Consider the following 17963-nt stretch of genomic DNA (forward strand, 5'->3'; position numbering starts at 1 on the left):
GGACTTATCGGGTTCAACAACGAAAGTGTCTCTTACAGCCACTGGGATATGCAGTCCAGCGGACTGGAGTTCAGCCAGGGGGGTACTGGAAGGACCACAGAAGAGATGACAATGCAGGGGACCTTTATTAACTGGGACTTCAACGAGATATGGAGTATCGAAGAGGCTCAGACCTACCCCTACCTGCAGTGGCAGTCTGAACCCGGGGAACATAACTATGCTGATGTTGAAATTGCAGATATTGTAAAAAATACCTTCAACCTTTACTGGAAGGGCCTCAAAACATACAATATAGGCCTGACTGCACAGGCAGCGGCTGACCAGACAACGGTAAGCTGGGGCAACTTCGGATGGCGGGATGTGTCTGATGAACCACGAATTGAGTGGAACAACGATCCGGAGTATGAATATGCCGGTATGACCCTGGACACCTGGAACAGCATGTACAATGTGATAGGTAAGGTTAATAACCTGCTTTACATGATAATTGAAGATGGTGCAGAGGTGGGTGCAGACGGTGAAGATAGAGAAATGGCGCTGGCTACGTTGTATCTGAAACGGGGACTGGCACTGGGACAGCTCGGGATGGTGTTCGACCAGGCTTTCATAGCCATGCACGATGATGATCCGCATTCCCTTACGCTACGGCCATGGAACGAGGTTATTGAGGCCGGAATTGCCGACCTGGAGACTGCCATTCAGATTGCGGGAGAAAACACTTTCGAATGGGATGAGGACGCACTTCCGGGTATCGTTGCCAACAACGTGTTTATTGGCGAACTGGCAAGCTCATATGCTGCACGTTTCCTGGCGTTGGGGGCGCGGACAAAAGCTCAGAATGAAGACCTGGGATGGACGAGTCTGTACGACTGGTCAGATGTGCTTGACTTCACATCCGGCGGTTTGACGGTTGACTATGCTCCTCTTGGTGATGGACTGCCTTTTGATGGTGGAAAATGGTTTGACCTGAACATCAAGTACCTGCGCCAACCTGGCTGGGGAAGGGTTGATATGCGGGTGATAAACCTGCTCGATCCTGATGCACCGGTAAGGTATCCAACCGACGGGTTTGGGATGCCCCTTCCGCCACCCCAGATACATGACGGACTCCAGCCGGGTGAATCGGTCTCTGAAGACACGAGGTTCCTGACCGATTTCGAGTTCCTGCCCCATAATAATTTCAATCCTGACAGGGGCGGCTGGCATTTCTCGCATTACCGGCACAGCCGGTATGACGATCCTCCTACAACAAACAGCGAGGGTTACCTGATGGGCGAATCACAGGGGCCGCTGTTTGAGCTGAGAGTCTATGACAACGAACTGATGAAGGCAGAGGCTCTTGCACGTACCGGCGATGTGCCGGGTGCCTCAGCTATCCTGAACGACCTTTCGAACCCTCGTAAATCGAGGGGCAACCTGCCCGATATTGATGCTGATGAGGAGGCAGTGCTCGATGCCATATTCTATGAAAGATACATCGAACTGTTCCACAACGGCTGGATGATACACTTTCATGATATGAGGCGCACAGATATGCTGCAAAAGGGGACTCCCCTGCACTTCCCGGTACCCGGCCAGGTTCTGCAGGAAAGATCGATCGGGATGTACACATACGGGGGAAGGCAGAATGCCGACGGTGTCAACACCTCCGACGGCGGCGCATGGATCGGGCCATACTACCACTTCGGCACTCTTGACCTCCAGGTTCAGGGCGACGGCTACACCGACCCGGAAGAGGGCGTATACTTCCCCGGAAGGGGTGTTGAAATAGATATCTATGCTTTCTCAAACCCCGGCTCGGTATTTGATCACTGGATAGTCGGAGAAATTGAGTATTCCGAAAATCCGCTTTATCTGTACTTCGAAGAGGATGAAACTGTGGTGGCACATTTCGCCGAAACGGTCGAGACACAGTACAGCCTTACACTCGCTGTCAACGGAGACGGTAGTATAAAACCGCAGCCGGCAACCTATTACCTGATCGAGGGAGAGACCCTAAAGGTTACCGCGAGTGGCGGACAGGCATGGGTGTTCGTGAACTGGACCGATGATGGCGGCAACGAGGTGTCAGACCAGGCAGAGTTCATCTTTACCATGCCCGGATCAGACTTCGAGCTCTTTGCCAATTTCGAGGTACCTTCATACGTGATCAGTGGTGACGGTGTTGACGATATTGACGGGAACCACTACCCCTCTGTGATAATAGGCGATCAGGAGTGGATGGCTGAGAACCTCAGGGTAACCCGATATAATAACGGCACATCAATCCCCACGGGATTAGATGATCTCGATTGGGAAGCAGCCACTGAAGGAGCTTATGGCATTTTCAACCATGAGGAGATAGATGGTATCAACTCAGAAGAGGAGATGGTTGCTGCCTATGGAATTCTTTACAACTGGTATGCTGTTAACGACAGCAGGAACCTCTGCCCTGCCGGATGGCGTGTGCCGGGCGAAGAGGACTGGACCGAACTGACCGCGCATCTGCTCGATAACTATTCTGGTATCAATTCAGGGAATTTTGGCAATGCCCTCAAATCATGCCGGCAAATAGATTCTCCCCTTGGCGGGGAATGCGACACTGACCAGCACCCGCGCTGGTTCTCACTTGGCACCCATTTCGGAACCGACAACTTTGGTTTTTCGGGTCTGCCGGGTGGCTGGCGTCATGGTGACGGCTATTACAATATCGGTGCAGTCGGATACCGGGTCAATTGGTGGTCCAGGGATGAATACGGTCATGATGCAGCTTTTAAATATGTACTGCGTTCAGATATAGGGTACCTTGAACATCATTTTATAGGCAAGAATTTCGGACAGTCAGTCCGCTGCGTCAAGGGTGAGATACAGTATTTTGAAGGCGGCGAGGGCACCGAAGCAGACCCATACATAGTTGCAACAGCCGGCCAGTTTTACAATGTAAGGCTTTTCCCTGAAGCCCATTTCAGGCAACAGGGTGACATCTCCCTCGACGAATTTCCTTATGGCGACTGGTCCACAGGGGGCTGGAACCCGTTAGGCACCTACTCTGAACCCTTCACCGGGAATTATGACGGTCAGGGTTACAGTATCTTCAATATGATAATCGACCGTAGTGATGAAGATGAAGTTGGATTGTTTGGCTATACAGAGAACGCCGTAATTCATGATCTTGTCGTCGAAAATGTTTCCGTTAATGGCAGCGATCATGTGGGTGGCCTTGTAGGATTTGCCGAGAACACAACGATCAGTAATGTAAGGGTCTCAGGGGTCATATCAGGGAATAGCGGACTTGGAGGGGTAGCCGGACTTTCGCATGGCGACCAGGGCCTGGTAGCAGCTTCATCATTTTCAGGCGATGTTAACGGTACAGGTCAGTATGTCGGGGGACTTGTAGGGAACAGCGGGTTCAGCGCCGTGGTTGAAGAATCCTACTCAATCGGCACTGTCGAAGGCAACGTCCATGTAGGCGGACTCGTTGGATCGCATGGATTAGGTTCTTCAATACACAACTCCTATTCAATGGTCTCGGTATCGGGATTTGAGGCAGTCGGGGGACTTGTCGGACATAGTGACGGTGAGATAACAAATTCCTATTCAACGGGCCCGGTCTGGGGCGAAATCAGCATCGGGGGATTTGCAGGCAGTAACACGACTGTTATATCAGGAAGCTATTGGGATACCCAGTCTTCCGGCATGGAAACGAGCGACGGCGGTGAAGGCAGGACAACTCAGCAAATGGTTCAGGAATCAACTTTCGTGGGATGGAACTTTGCTGAAACCTGGGGCATTATTGAAGGCAGCACATACCCGTTCCTCCTGTGGCAGGGAGAGCCGGCCGATCACAACTATGCAGATTATGAGCCTGACTACAAAATTTCCGGCGATGGTGTTGCCGATATCGACGGCAACTTTTACCCCACAGTGATAATAGGCGACCAGGAGTGGATGGCAGAGAACCTGCGGGTTACACAGTACAGGACCGGTGAACCTATACCTGGCGGACTGAATAACACTGATTGGAGCAACACCGTGGAAGGGGCTTATGCTATTTATCCTTTCGGGGAAATTGACGGGCTTGAATCTGAAGAAGAGGTGGTAGATGCTTATGGAATACTATATAACTGGTATACCGTTGAAAGCGGCAATCTCTGTCCGGACGGATGGCGGGTGCCAGCTGATGATGAATGGTCAGGGCTGATTGATTACCTGGTATCCGGTTATGAGGAAATAACCCCTGAAAATGTTGGAAATGCTCTTATGTCCTGTCGTCAGGAAAATTCTCCCTTTGGCGGAGAATGCACTACATCGGAACATCCAAGGTGGAGCTACAATGAAATGCATTTTGGAACCAACAATTTTGGATTTTCCGCCCTTCCTTCCGGATTCAGATACAGCGATGGTGAATTCGAACATTTAGGTAATTATGTCGGATGGTGGAGTTCTACGGATTATGTTGAAGGGGCTGCCTGGTACCACCACAAGGTAAACTCAATGGGTGGTTTGCAAAGGGATGGAGAACTTAAACAAGATGGTTACTCCATACGCTGCATTAAAGGTGACATACCGGTAGTTACAACCAATGAAGTTACTGATATTACCACAAATACAGCAATTTCAGGTGGTGAGGTCGTGCATGATGGTTATTCTGAAATTATTACTGTTGGAGTTGTATGGAGCAACGAAGCTGATCCGAATCTGGATGATAATTTCGAGGGCTTCACCGAAGATGAATATATAGAAGAAACCACCGAGTTTATAAGCGAACTCACAGGCCTTGCACCAGGAACACAGTATTTTGTCAGGGCCTACGCCATCAACTCCGTAGGAACGGCTTACGGCATTGAGCTTGAGTTCACCACCGATGCCGTCCTTGCTGATGTCACCACTGCTGAAATATCAGAGATCACCTCGTCAACTGCCACCTCCGGCGGCGAGGTAATTGATGACGGCGGAGCCGAAGTGTTCCAGTTCGGAGTGGTATGGAGCACCGAAACGGAGCCAAACATGGATGATAATTTCGAGGGTTACACCGAGGACGAGTATATCGAAGAAACCACCGAGTTTATAAGCGAACTCACAGGCCTTGCACCAGGAACACAGTATTTTGTCAGGGCCTACGCCATCAACTCCGTAGGAACGGCCTATGGTGGACAGGTTGAATTTACAACAGAGGATGAGTTTGGAGGTGGGCTAGGCACTGAATCGGAACCTTATTTGGTGCAAAATGATTATCATCTTAATAATGTGAGAAATTACCTGGATGCCTGGTTCAGGCAGGTAGCTGATATTGACCTAAGTGGCTCTCCATACAATGACGGTGAAGAAGAAGGCTGGCTGCCGATAGGTTCCACAGAAAGTCCTTTTACAGGCTCTTATGATGGCGATGGATATACTATCAGCAACCTGTTTATTGACAGAAATGAAGAAGATATAGGCTTTTTCGGTATTATAGAGAATGGTGTAATCAATAATATGGCCATTGTTGATGCAGAAGTTATTAATGACGATAACAATACAGGCATAATAGCAGGATTTAGTTATAATTCATCAATATTAAATTCTTATGCTACCGGCAGATTAAGTGGCGGCAACTACATAGGAGGCCTGGTAGGCACAAATGCAAGTGATGCAATCATAAGCTCTTCTTATGCAATTGTTGATATTTTAAGTGGTGGAAATAATATCGGGGGACTCGCAGGGCATAATCAGGCGGAAATTCAGTCTTCTTTTGCTTATGTATTTATTGACATAGAAGGTGATAATATCGGAGGTTTAGCAGGTTATAACTCAGGTGATATTTTTAACTCCTACTCTGCCGGAGAAGTTAATGGACTTTCTAATATTGGCGGATTGGTAGGACACAATGCCTGGTTAGTTGAAAACAGTTATTCAACTTGCATTATCGGTGCGTCTGGCTCTGATGTAGGAGGTTTGATAGGTTATAATAGTGGTGGAAGTATAAACTATAGCTACTGGGATATTGATGTTTCAGGAACAACTGAGAGTGACGGCGGTGAGGGCAAAACAACCGCACAAATGACACAAAAAGCTACTTTTGACCAAGAGTGGGATTTTGTGACTATCTGGGATATAATTGAGAGAGAAACATACCCGTTCCTCCTGTGGCAGGGAGAACCGGCCGATCACAACTATGCCGATTATGAGCCTGTTATGGCCGAGGTCACAACTGCTGAGATTACCGGAATAACTCATTCAACAGCGACATCGGGTGGCGAGGTAATTGATGATGGTGGTGCCGAAGTAACCGAAAGGGGTGTGGTATGGAGCATAACGGAGAACCCGACAACTGATCCCCTTGAGCATGACGGCATGATATCAGATATCGAGGGCGGGACTGGTGTCTTTACTGTTGACCTCACCGGCCTTGATCCCGGAACACACTATTATGTCAGGGCCTATGCTACTAACAGTGAAGGGACAGCATATGGTAACCAGGTCAGTTTTACCACTTATGACGGTACCGTTGGCGATGTTGACGGCAACCTCTACCCCACTGTCATAATAGGCGACCAGGTCTGGATGGCAAAGAACCTGAGGGTTACAAGCTACAGCGACAACAGCCAGATTACAACCGGACTTGATGATGCCGGCTGGTCCACTGCCGTTGAGGGTGCATATACAGTCTTCCCTCATGAATCTGTTGACGGTATAGACAATGATGAAGAAATGCTTTCAGCATATGGCGCACTGTATAACTGGTACGCCATTGAAACCGGCAATCTGTGCCCTGATGGATGGCATGTGCCGTCAGAACAGGAATGGATGCAGATGATTGAATATATTGTAATTAATTATCCGGAATATGATTACAATAATGTGGGAAATGCCCTTAAATCGTGCCGCCAGATCGATTCACCCCTCGACGGTGAATGCAGCACTTACGAACATCCGAGGTGGGAATATGATGTAGACCAGTTTGGCACCAACGAGTTCAGGTTTAATGCACTTCCGGGAGGACAACGTGATAATCAGGGGTCTTTCTCTGATATAGGACTATACGGTTTCTGGTGGAGTTCAGAATTTGATTTGGATAACGCCAACTACAATATGATCAGCTATACCGAAGGGGAGGTATCACATGCATCCGGGTTCAAGAACAGAGGACATTCGGTCAGGTGTGTTAGTAATTTTGCAGGAGGAAAGGGAACTGAAGAAGATCCATACCTGGTCGCAACAGACGTTAATCTTTACTATGTAAGATCAGAGCCCGATGCATATTTCAGGCAGATTGCCGACATCGATCTCAGCATGTCCCCATACACGCAGGGAGATGACGGCTGGGAGCCGATAGGTGACGATATTGCACCTTTCACCGGTTCATATGACGGTGATGATTTTTCAATAAATTCTTTGAGTATCTACTGGGATGAGGTGTCAGAAACAGGCTACAGAGGCTTGTTCGGGGTGATTGAGGGTGCCTCTGTCAGCAATATGCAACTAATGGATGTTTATGTTAAAGGGATGGGGTTTGTCGGGGGACTGGTTGGCGAAGCAAGGAATTCCGAAATAAGCGGTATTAAGGTTACAGGGAACGTGTCGGGTGATTCTATTGTTGGGGGACTGGCAGGTGCAAATACCGGTCCCATGGCCTCCATTACCCGGTCCTTCTCAGGCGCTGACGTATATGGAACTATCTATGAACACACTTATGGGGGACTGGTTGGACTGAACGATGAGGGTGCAACAATAACAGAATCCTTCTCTTTCGGATGGATAACCGGTAACCAGAGGGCAGGAGGACTGGTGGGTCATAATGGGGTGAATTCCAAAATTGAGAACTCCTATTCAGCAACCAATAATGATTGTGTCTGGGAAGCAGGGGGACTGGCAGGTTATAATGAAGGAGAAATAATCAACTGTTACTCAGTGGGGACTGTTGATGACTCCGGAAACTTTACCATGGGTCTGGTGGGTCATAATGACGGGGGCGTGATCGTGAACAGTTACTGGGATACCGAAGCTTCGGGGAATACCCTTGGCTTGGCAGGCGCTGAAGGTAAAACCACCGAAGAGATGCTGATGCAGGGGACTTTTATTGACTGGGACTTCAACTTTATCTGGTTCATCCAGGAAGGTGAGACCTATCCGTACCTGCAATGGCAGGGTGATCCCGGACCCTTCAATTCTCCGGGAGAGGGAGAGTTACCGCCGGAAACCTGATTATTCAGGGGTTATGTAGTGCCGTTCATTACTGAACTGAGAATAGAGTTGGGTTTATCTTACAATGATATTATCGCCCTCGCGGCAGTACATCCTTAACATGGGTTCTGCTTCGGCAACCCCCATCTCCACCGCTGTGCGCAGATCCTCGCAGCCGCCCTGCATGTCGTTAAGGTTTATTTTCGACACCGCACGCTGATGGTAGGCGCCCGGGTTGTCAGGATCCAGCTCCAGTGACCTGTTGTAATCTGACAGCGCCTCCTCGTGCAGGCCCATGATTCCCCTTGAAATGCCCCGGTTAAACCAGGCCATGGCATGATCGGCCTCCAGGGCTATAGTACGCGAAAAATCGGTAACCGACCCCGGGTAATCGCCTGTCATGGCCCTGGCGGTGCCACGGAGGTAGAAACTCTGGGGATTGTTGTCGTCCAAAGCTATTGACTCGTTCAGGTCGCGCATGGCACTGGCTGCCTCTCCCCTCCTCAGCAATACAAGTCCCCTGTTCAGCCAGGCCCTTGCGTTCCCTGCATCCAGGTCCAGGGAGACGGAAAAGTCCTCCATGGCCCGGTCAAGATCGCCCATGTTTGCCAGGGAGCTGCCACGGTGAAAGTATATCTCAGCATCGTCAGGATCATATTCCAGCGCCCGGTCAAGGTCCTGGACCGCCCCTGGAAAATCATTGATCCGGCGCCTGAATATCCCCCGTTGTTTATACAGGCCTTCATATCCGGCATCCATGCCAATTAGCCGGTCGTAATCTTCAATGGCGGCAATGAAGTTTTCAAGGCTGGCCATTGAGGCTCCCCTCAGCCTGTATGCTTCAGGGTTATCGGGTTCATACCTTATTGCCATATTATAATCATCCACGGCACCTTCAAAATCCTCCAGTGTGGCTTTCAATGCCCCGCGCTCAAACCATGCCGGACCGTAAGTGGGATCGGCTCCGATCGCTTCAGAAAAATCATTCATTGCCCTGCCGGTCTCTCCCAGTTCCCTGAATGCCTTACCCCTGTTGGTATATGAAATTGCTGGTTCATAATCAAGGTTCAGTGAACGGGTAAAATCCTCAGCCGCGAGGGCATAATCGCCTGTGGCCAGTTGAGAGACGCCCCGGTAGAACCAGGCAGGTGCATACATGCTGTCTCTTTCAGTAATAATGGTGAAAAGATCAACTGCCCCAGGGTGGTTGCCCAGCGCTGCCTCGCTCAGGGCGTGCCCGAAACGGGCATCAGTCAGGGCACCCCTCACCCTTACTGCCCTGGCAAAATAGGTCCCTGCCTCTTCATACATCTCCTGGTCCTGGTACTCCAGACCCTTTTTGTAATAATGGTCAGCCAGGGGTATCCTGGCAAACCATAAAAGCAATATGAACACTGCAACTACAATCGGTATGATTATTCCTGATCTCATAAAATGATTATTCTAAGGTAAATTTGTCTTTCTACTGTCAATCAAATTTAGGAAAAATCTAGTTTTATATACTGACATTAAAAAAAATTGAGCTGCAAACATAAAATTCATACGGTTATTGCATGCAATATGTTATATAATATCCGCGGCTTCTGAGGTTTTACTTATATTTATACTGTAAAAGCTGGTTCATTTGGGAACTGTTAAACTATTGTATTATGCAGAAAAAAACCGCCATCCTGTTTGGCGCTACCGGACTGACAGGGTCACTCCTTCTCACTAAACTTATACAGGATGAAAGGTATGAAAAAGTAAAGGTGTTCACAAGATCGGTCCCTGATGCAAAAAGCGACAAACTGCAGATTATAAACACAGACCTGGATAACCTTGAAAATTATTCTGACGATATCAGCGGGCACGACCTGTTCTGCTGTCTTGGAACCACAATAAAAAAGGCAGGGACAAAAGAAAACTTCAGGAAAGTGGACCTTGAATGGCCTGCGCTTATAGCCAAAACAGCAAGCAAGAACGGAATCCCAAATTTTCTGATGATATCATCAATAGGAGCCAACCCGGAAAGTTCAAATTTTTATCTGCGCACCAAGGGAGAAGCAGAAAATGCAGTCCGTCATCATAAATTCAACAAGATCGTGATCCTGAGGCCTTCAATGTTGTTGGGCAAACGCAATGAGTTCCGGTTTTTCGAAGAGATGGGAAAGCTTGTAATGGCGCCTCTTAAATTCGTTTTCAGGGGGAAGTTAAAAAAATACCGTCCTATTGATGCCGAAAGGGTTGCCCGCGCAATGGTGAAATTTGCCAATATTACAACCAGTAAAACCGTTTTCGAATCACACGAGATTGAATTGTTCACCAAAAACTGAAAATATGGCTTTGTTTACGAAGCCATTAATTATGAAAACTTTTAATTTTCTAAGCCTGGTAAAAGAGAGGCAAAGCGACAGGAAATATTCAGACAAGCCGGTTGAAAAGGAGAAGCTGATGCGCTGCCTGGAAGCCGGGCGCCTTGCTCCATCTGCCTGTAACGCACAACCGTGGACCTTTATAGTTGTTGATGATCCTGAACTAAAAAATAAAGTTGCCAAAGAGACCAGCGGAGGGGTATTGCCGCTGAACCATTTCACATCACAGGCTCCGGTGCTGATTGCTATAGTTCTTGAAAAACCGAATATCACCTGCAGGTTTGGAGAGGTGGTAAAAGATAAGAAATTTACAATTATGGATCTCGGTATTGCTGCTTCCCATATTTGTCTCCAGGCCGCCGCCGAGGGACTTGGATCATGCATGCTGGGATGGTTCAATGAGAAAAAGGTCAGCGATCTGCTCGGAATTCCCGGAAACAAAAGGCCTATGCTCATAATTACCCTGGGATACCCCGCAGGAAAAAAGCGGAAAAAGATCAGGAAAAAGCCTGAAGATGTGATCCGGTTCAACAGCTACAAGAAACAGGATCATTGATCTAAAAGGGCAGTTGGCAATGTTAATCAGAAACCACGGTCGTATAAACAACTGGAAAACGGTGCTGTATGATCACGAATGATTTGATAACTAAATGTTTTGACCGTCTGAAGGGGGACAAAATGTTTTTTTAATGCTAAATTTGTCAATTATAGTTGCATGATCAGATACAATAATATTAACCGGAAAACTACCAATATTTCACAAAAACAATTTAAGATGAAGAAACTATGGCTTTTACCGGTCTTACTGACCATTATTTTTGTAACTGGTTGCCAGGCTCCGGCACCAGACGTTAATCCTCTGCTATCTGAATTTGACACCCCTTTTGGGGCGCCGCCATTCGACAGGATAGACGATGAGCATTACCTGCCGGCCATAAAGGAGGGCATCAGGCAGCACAAGCTTGAGATTGAAGAATTAATAAGCAACCCCGAGCCTCCTACCTTTGAAAACACCATTGTCGCTTATGACAATGCCGGTGGGTTGCTCAGAAGAGTCAACCCTGTTTTTGGCGGGTTGCGCGGTGCAGAGACAAATCCCCGTCTCCAGGAGATAGCAAGGGAGACCACTCCGCTACTCTCGGCCCATAGCAACGAGATAAGCATGAACCAGGATCTCTTTGCCAGGATACAAACCGTCTATGAAAACAGGTTTGACAAGAACCTCGACGCTGAGCAGCTCAGGGTGGTCGAAATGTATTACCGTGATTTCGAGCGTAACGGGGCGGCACTGCCTGAAGATAAACGCGAAGAGCTGGCCCGCCTGAGGGAAAGGATGTCGATGGTATCACTGGAGCTCAGTGAAAACATGCTTGCAGAGACCAATGCATTCGAGCTTGTACTGGAAGATGAAAATGATCTGGCAGGGCTCCCACCGGGAGTTATTTCAGCCGCTGCAGAGGCAGCCGAACGTGCCGGGCATGAAGGCAAATGGGTAATTACCCTGCACAATCCCAGCAGGCTTCCCTTCCTGCAGTATTCTGAGAGAAGGGATCTTCGTGAAAAGGTTCTGACAGCTTATGGAGAGCGTGGCAACAATGACAACGAAAACGACAACAAGGAGCTGTTTGCAGAGCTGATGCAGCTCAGGCTGCAGATGGCCCGCCTGCTCGGTTTCGACAATTATGCCGAATACTTCCTTGATATCCAGATGGCGGAGAACCCTGATAATGTTTACGATTTCCTGCACCAGGTCTGGGAGCCGGCTGTGGCAAGGGCCGACAGGGAGCGGGCACAGATGCAGGCTATAGCCGACAGGGAAGGCGCCGGTTACAGTATTGAGGCATGGGACTGGTGGTACTACGCCGAAAAACTGCGCCAGGAGATGTACGAGCTTGATGATGACGAAGTCAACCCATACTTCACAATTGAGAATGTGAGGGAAGGCAATTTCGCCCTTGCCAACAAACTTTTTGGTCTGACCTTCGAACCAAGGCCTGAGGTGCCTGTATATCACGAAGAGGTCGAAGCCTTCGAAGTTTTCGACAGGGACGGCTCACACCTGGGAATTCTTTATATCGATCCCCATCCCCGTCCGGGTAAAAGGCAGGGTGCCTGGTGCGGTACATACCGGTCAGGAGCATGGGAGAACGGTGAGAGGATCGCACCCATAGTTACCATAGTGATGAACTTCAGCCGGCCTTCCGGTGGAAGCCCGGCCATGTTGAGCTGGGATGAGACCACCACCTATTTTCATGAATTCGGGCATGCACTCCATAACTTCTTCGCCGAAGGCAGGTACAGGAGAACTGCCCGGAGTGTGCCGAGGGACTTCGTGGAGCTTCCGTCGCAGATACTAGAAAACTGGGCCGGGGAGCCGGAACTGCTGAAGACATACGCAATACATTACGAAACAGGCGAACCTATTCCCGATGAGCTTATAAGCCGCCTTCGCAGGGCAGAGCATTTCAACCAGGGTTTTATGAATGTTGAATACCTGGCTTCGGCATTTCTGGACATGGACTGGCACACCACCGACCATGGCGATGAGATAGATGTAATCGGATTTGAGAAGGAATCGATGAACAAAATTGGATTGCCTGATGAGATCATACCCAGGTGGAGGACAACCTATTTCGGGCATATCTTCGGAACCGGATACGCAGCAGGATACTACGTGTACCGGTGGGCCGGTGTTCTCGATGCCGATGCGTTCATGGCCTTCAAGGAATCGGGCGACCTGTTTAACCAGGAGCTGGCCGAAAGGTTCAGGAAATACATTCTCGCCGAGAACAACCTCTGGGAAGGTATGGAAGCCTATGTCAAATTCAGGGGTCATGAACCATCGATTGAACCTTTCCTCATCCAAAAGGGTTTAATGGAACGATAAACCGGTGAACAAAATCGCCGCTGAAGGGTTATTGGTACTGTTCCCGTAAACAGGAAAAGAGAGAGATGACCGGAATTGAAAAATTACTGGAAAAGGATAATTACAACCTCCAGGAGCTTGCAGCTCTTCTCAAAACAGAAGGTGAAGAGCGCAGGCTCCTTTATGCCAGGGCGGCTGAGGTGAAAGCAGAACATGTAGGGAAAAAGGTATATTACAGGGGACTCGTTGAGTTTTCCAATATATGCGGCAAGAACTGCCACTACTGCGGAATTCGCAGGGATAACAGGAACCTGAAAAGGTACAACCTGGGTGACGCTGATATCCTCGATGCAGTGAAGTTTGCATACGATAACAGGTATGCATCGGTGGTGCTGCAATCGGGCGAAATTGAAAGTCCCGGCTTCACCGACCGGATTGAAAAGCTGCTCAGGGAAATAAAGAGAATAAGCAATAACGAACTCGGAATAACCATTTCACTCGGAGAGCAAACGGAAGATGTGTACCGGCGCTGGTTCAGTGCCGGTGCACACCGTTACCTGCTCAGGATAGAAACATCCAATAAAGAGCTTTACAGGAAAATCCATCCTGATGACGGCAGGCACGATTATGACAGGCGCATTGAATGCCTGAGATCGCTCAAGGAGATAGGGTACCAGACCGGAACGGGGATCATGGTCGGACTGCCTTTTCAGACCATCGAAGATATAGCAGCCGACATCATCTTCATGAAGGACTTTGATATAGATATGGTTGGGCTCGGACCATACATAGAGCACCGGGACACCCCTCTCTTCAGTTACCGGAAGAGCCTTCTGCCTCCCGAAGAGCGTTTCCACCTGGCAATGAAGGTTATTGCGCTGCTGCGGATCATGATGAAAGATATCAACATAGCCGCAGCTACCGCAATGCAGGCTATAGATCCGATGGGGAGGGAGAAGGCCCTGATGGTTGGCGCCAATGTGATAATGCCCAATATAACACCCGGCAAATACAGGGATAGCTATAAACTTTACGAAAACAAGCCATGTACCGACGAGGAGGCTGAAGATTGCACCAAATGCCTTGAAGCAAGGATACATATGGCGGGCGACGAGATCGGTTACGGCGAGTGGGGCGACTCAAAACACTATGCCCGCAGGCGGGGCGGGCAGACCGGATAAAAAAATTTTTACTACATTGGCATGTTCAAATTTTAACCATAACATTTGCATGCCATGACCAGAATATCTCTTCTTCTCCTTCTTTTTCTGATTACCATTTCAAGAGTTGATGCACAGTTTGACCTGGGCTACTATCTTCCCGAGACAGACTATGACCCGGGCATTCCCTCCCCTGAAGAGTTCCTCGGATACCAGGTTGGTGAATGGCACATTAACCATGCTTTGCTGGCACAGTATATGAACATCATAGCTGAAAAGTCCGGCAGGGCCATGATATATGAGTATGCCAGGTCGTACCAGCAACGTCCGCTATATCACCTTGTAATCACCTCTGAGGAAAACCAGCGTAACCTCGAAGAGATACGAAAAAACCACCTGGCGCTGACAGATCCGGATATTTCGGCCGGAATTGAGATAAGCGGAATGCCGGCGGTAATAAGGCTTGGCTACGGTGTTCACGGAAATGAGCCGAGCGCACACAACGCAGCGCCGCTGGTTGCATATTATCTTGCTGCAGGACAGGGAGAAAAAGTGAGGGAAATTCTTGATAATCTCGTCATAATTATCGACCCGTCGCTTAACCCGGATGGACAGGACCGGTTCGCGAGCTGGGTTAACCGCTACAGGAGCCACACACTCAACCCCGATCCCAACAACATCGAATTCAATGATGTATGGCCCGGGTCACGCACCAACCACTACTGGTTCGACCTGAACAGGGACTGGCTCCCGGTGCAGCATCCCGAAAGCTACGGAAGAATAAAGGCATACCATAACTGGATGCCCAATATCAATACCGACCACCATGAGTTCGGCTCCAACTCAACATTTTTCTTTCAACCCGGCGTCCCCGAAAGGGTAAATCCCCGCACCCCGCAACGAACGGATGATCTTACCCTTGAGGTTGCAATGTACCACGCCAGGGCATTTGACGAGATAGGGCAGGTCTACTACACACAGCAGGGCTTCGATGACTTCTACTATGGTAAGGGATCCACCTACCCTGACGTCCATGGCAGCATAGGCATACTTTTCGAGCAGGCATCATCACGCGGACACCGCAGGGAGACCATCCATGGCATAATGGACTTTGCCGAGACAATCAAAAACCAGGTGGTAGTATCGTTGTCATCAATTGAAGCGGGACTGAATATGAGGGAGACACTGCTTGATCACCTGCGTTGGTTCTATACCTCGGCTGTGGAGGAAGCCGCTGCAGAACCTTTCCATGCATGGATCTTTGGCGACCGCTATGATCATGGCAAAAACTATCACCTGCTTGACATTTTATCCACCCATGAAATTGAAGTGTATGAAATAAACGAGCCGGCCGGTATTGAAGGCAAAACATATTCACCCGGTTCGGCCTGGGTCGTACCGGTAAGGCAACCCCAGTACAGGCTTATCATGTCTGTGTTCGAGAAGGTGCTGGAGTTCGAAGACAGCCTTTTCTATGATGTGTCGACGTGGACCAAGCCGCTGGCATTCAACATGGATTACGGCAGGGTAACTTCAGCCCGCGATCTTGGCCGCCTGCAGGGCTCAAGAGTTGAAAACCCCGCCAGGCCCGAAGGAGGTCTGATTGGAGGAATGACAAACAATGCCTACCTGTTTGGATGGGACGACTACTACGCTCCCAAAGCACTCTATTATCTGCAGAACAACGGGTTGCGCACCAAAGTTGCCACAGCGCCCTTTTCGATTGAGACATCTGCTGCAGGAGAGGTCGGTTTCGGTTACGGAAGCATCATGGTGCAGGTTATGGCACAGGATTGTACTCCTGAAGAGGTTTACCGGCTGGTCGGTGAAGCAGCCCGGCTTGCAGGTATAGAGATATATTCTGTTGAAACAAGTTTTTCGCAAGAGGGTATCCATCTTGGAAGCGGAAGTTTTGCCAACCTCCGAAAACCTGAAATACTGATGCTTATCGGATCGGGAACCAACAGCCGTGAGGCCGGCGAGGTGTGGCATTTGCTCGACCAGCGGTACAATATGCCTGTAACGAAGGTTGAGATAGAGAGGCTCAACTCAATGGATCTTAGCAGGTACAACACGATAGTGATGGTATCGGGCAGCTATAATGCAATAAACGATTCCGGTAAGGCATCACTCAACCGCTGGCTAAGGGCCGGAGGCAACATAGTAGCCTTCGGCACGGCCAACAGGTGGCTGGAAAGGAACGAATTTGCATCGATTGAGTTCATTTCCCCGGAACAGCCAGAAGAACCTGAATTCCTGCCCTACAGCACAAGGTCTGAATACAGGGGGGCCAGAAGGATATCGGGCACCATCTTCGAAACCAGCCTGGATATAACACACCCCGTAGGATATGGCTACCGTAACGGGTACCTGCCCTACTATGTTACCGGAACACTCGCTGCAAAGCCGGATAAGGACAGCCCATTTGCAAACCCGCTGCTATACACCGGCAACTCGCTTATAAGCGGCTACGTATGGGAACCCTACAGCAACCATTTGGATAACACGGCAGGTATACTGATCAACTCCAGGGGCAGGGGAAACATCGTCTCATTCATGCACAACCCCAACTTCAGGGCGTTCTGGTTCGGCACAAACAAGCTGTTTGCCAACTCCCTCTTTTTCGGACAGATTATGGGTAGGTAGGGTTATTGATTTCAAACAAACACAAGCTGTTTGCAAATTCACTGTTTTTCGGGCAGATTATGGGGAGATAGGATAAACTAATTCCTTTACCCATGTTGCGGTTCCATCTGCCGGAAGGATTATAAAAAGGTAGGGTAAAACAGAATCAGTGCCGGAACACCATCTTTTTGAGCTGTACACCACTTAACTGGCCAAGCTCTTTCTCCAGCTTGTCCATTTCGGCGGTATCGCCCAGAAGTTCGAGGAGTATGAGTCCGCAAGGCGAACACAGGTCCGTGGCAATCTCATGAAGTCCCAGGCGGGTCTTGATGGAGCAGCCGAACTTGGTCAGCAACCGCTGAACATTGCCGGCCTCCTTTTCACGGTTGGTGATCAGTACACCAAGAATGCGGATTTCCTTTTCCATAACCAAATGTCTTTCTTAATATTCAATTTATACTTTTAAGTCACCAATATTGCTATTTCTCCTCCATGGACAACCACTCAGGCAGATCAGCCGCCTTCCAGTTCAAATGACATGACCTGCAGGTTAAGCCCGCCGATCTCTCCCAGCTCCTTCTGTAACTTATCCCATTCGCCGCTGTCTCCTGCAAGCTCGAGGATGATGAACCCGTCACGGCTGCAAACCTCGCTGGTAAGCTCATGAAAACCAAGCCTGGTACGGATGCAGTGGGCATACTTTGACAGAACCGACTGTGTGCGACCCGCTTCCTTGATCCGGTCAAACACCTGAAGTCCCAAAACACGAAGTTCGCTCATCGTTGTGTTATAAACAGTTAGTAAATTATTTATCTGCAA

9 protein-coding genes are annotated in these 17963 nt (G+C 49.1%); 6 read left to right on the forward strand and 3 right to left on the reverse strand.

Annotated features, from left to right (window positions below; all coding sequences use genetic code 11):
* On the forward strand, positions 1–8163 hold an 8163-nt coding region (locus EA408_09840; protein ID TVR70958.1), incomplete at its 5' end, for a hypothetical protein.
* Positions 8164–8217: 54 nt separating this feature from the next.
* Here EA408_09840 and EA408_09845 read toward each other — a convergent pair.
* Complete coding sequence (locus EA408_09845) at positions 8218–9573, reverse strand: tetratricopeptide repeat protein (protein ID TVR70959.1); 1356 nt, start codon at positions 9571–9573, stop codon at positions 8218–8220.
* Between the two features lie 218 nt (positions 9574–9791).
* Between EA408_09845 and EA408_09850 the strand changes: the two genes are divergently transcribed.
* From EA408_09850 to EA408_09870, 5 genes are all read left to right on the forward strand, one after another.
* Positions 9792–10454: an oxidoreductase gene (locus EA408_09850; GenBank protein TVR70960.1), complete on the forward strand. Its 663-nt coding sequence runs from the start codon at positions 9792–9794 to the stop codon at positions 10452–10454.
* A 31-nt stretch (positions 10455–10485) separates the two neighbouring features.
* Positions 10486–11049, forward strand: a complete 564-nt coding sequence (locus EA408_09855) for a nitroreductase (protein TVR70961.1) — start codon at positions 10486–10488, stop codon at positions 11047–11049.
* 219 nt (positions 11050–11268) lie between these two features.
* Positions 11269–13380, forward strand: a complete 2112-nt coding sequence (locus EA408_09860) for a M3 family peptidase (protein TVR70962.1) — start codon at positions 11269–11271, stop codon at positions 13378–13380.
* Positions 13381–13445: 65 nt separating this feature from the next.
* The gene (gene hydE, locus EA408_09865; protein TVR70963.1) at positions 13446–14540 is read left to right on the forward strand and encodes a [FeFe] hydrogenase H-cluster radical SAM maturase HydE; all 1095 of its coding nucleotides are present in this window, start codon (positions 13446–13448) and stop codon (positions 14538–14540) included.
* Between the two features lie 54 nt (positions 14541–14594).
* Entirely contained in the window at positions 14595–17165 is a 2571-nt protein-coding gene (locus tag EA408_09870) for a zinc carboxypeptidase (GenBank protein TVR70964.1), read from the forward strand.
* 145 nt (positions 17166–17310) lie between these two features.
* Here the strand turns inward: EA408_09870 and EA408_09875 are convergent, their stop codons facing one another.
* Together EA408_09875 and EA408_09880 are read right to left on the reverse strand one after the other, a co-directional pair.
* Entirely contained in the window at positions 17311–17571 is a 261-nt protein-coding gene (locus tag EA408_09875; protein ID TVR70965.1) for a hypothetical protein, read from the reverse strand.
* A gap of 86 nt (positions 17572–17657) precedes the next feature.
* Positions 17658–17924 carry a hypothetical protein gene (locus EA408_09880; GenBank protein TVR70966.1) on the reverse strand — a complete coding sequence of 89 codons (267 nt, stop codon included), beginning with the start codon at positions 17922–17924 and terminating at the stop codon, positions 17658–17660.
* Between the last annotated feature and the right edge of the window lie 39 nt (positions 17925–17963).

The organism is Marinilabiliales bacterium (genome assembly GCA_007695015.1).
Taxonomy (GTDB): Bacteria; Bacteroidota; Bacteroidia; order Bacteroidales; family PUMT01; genus PXAP01.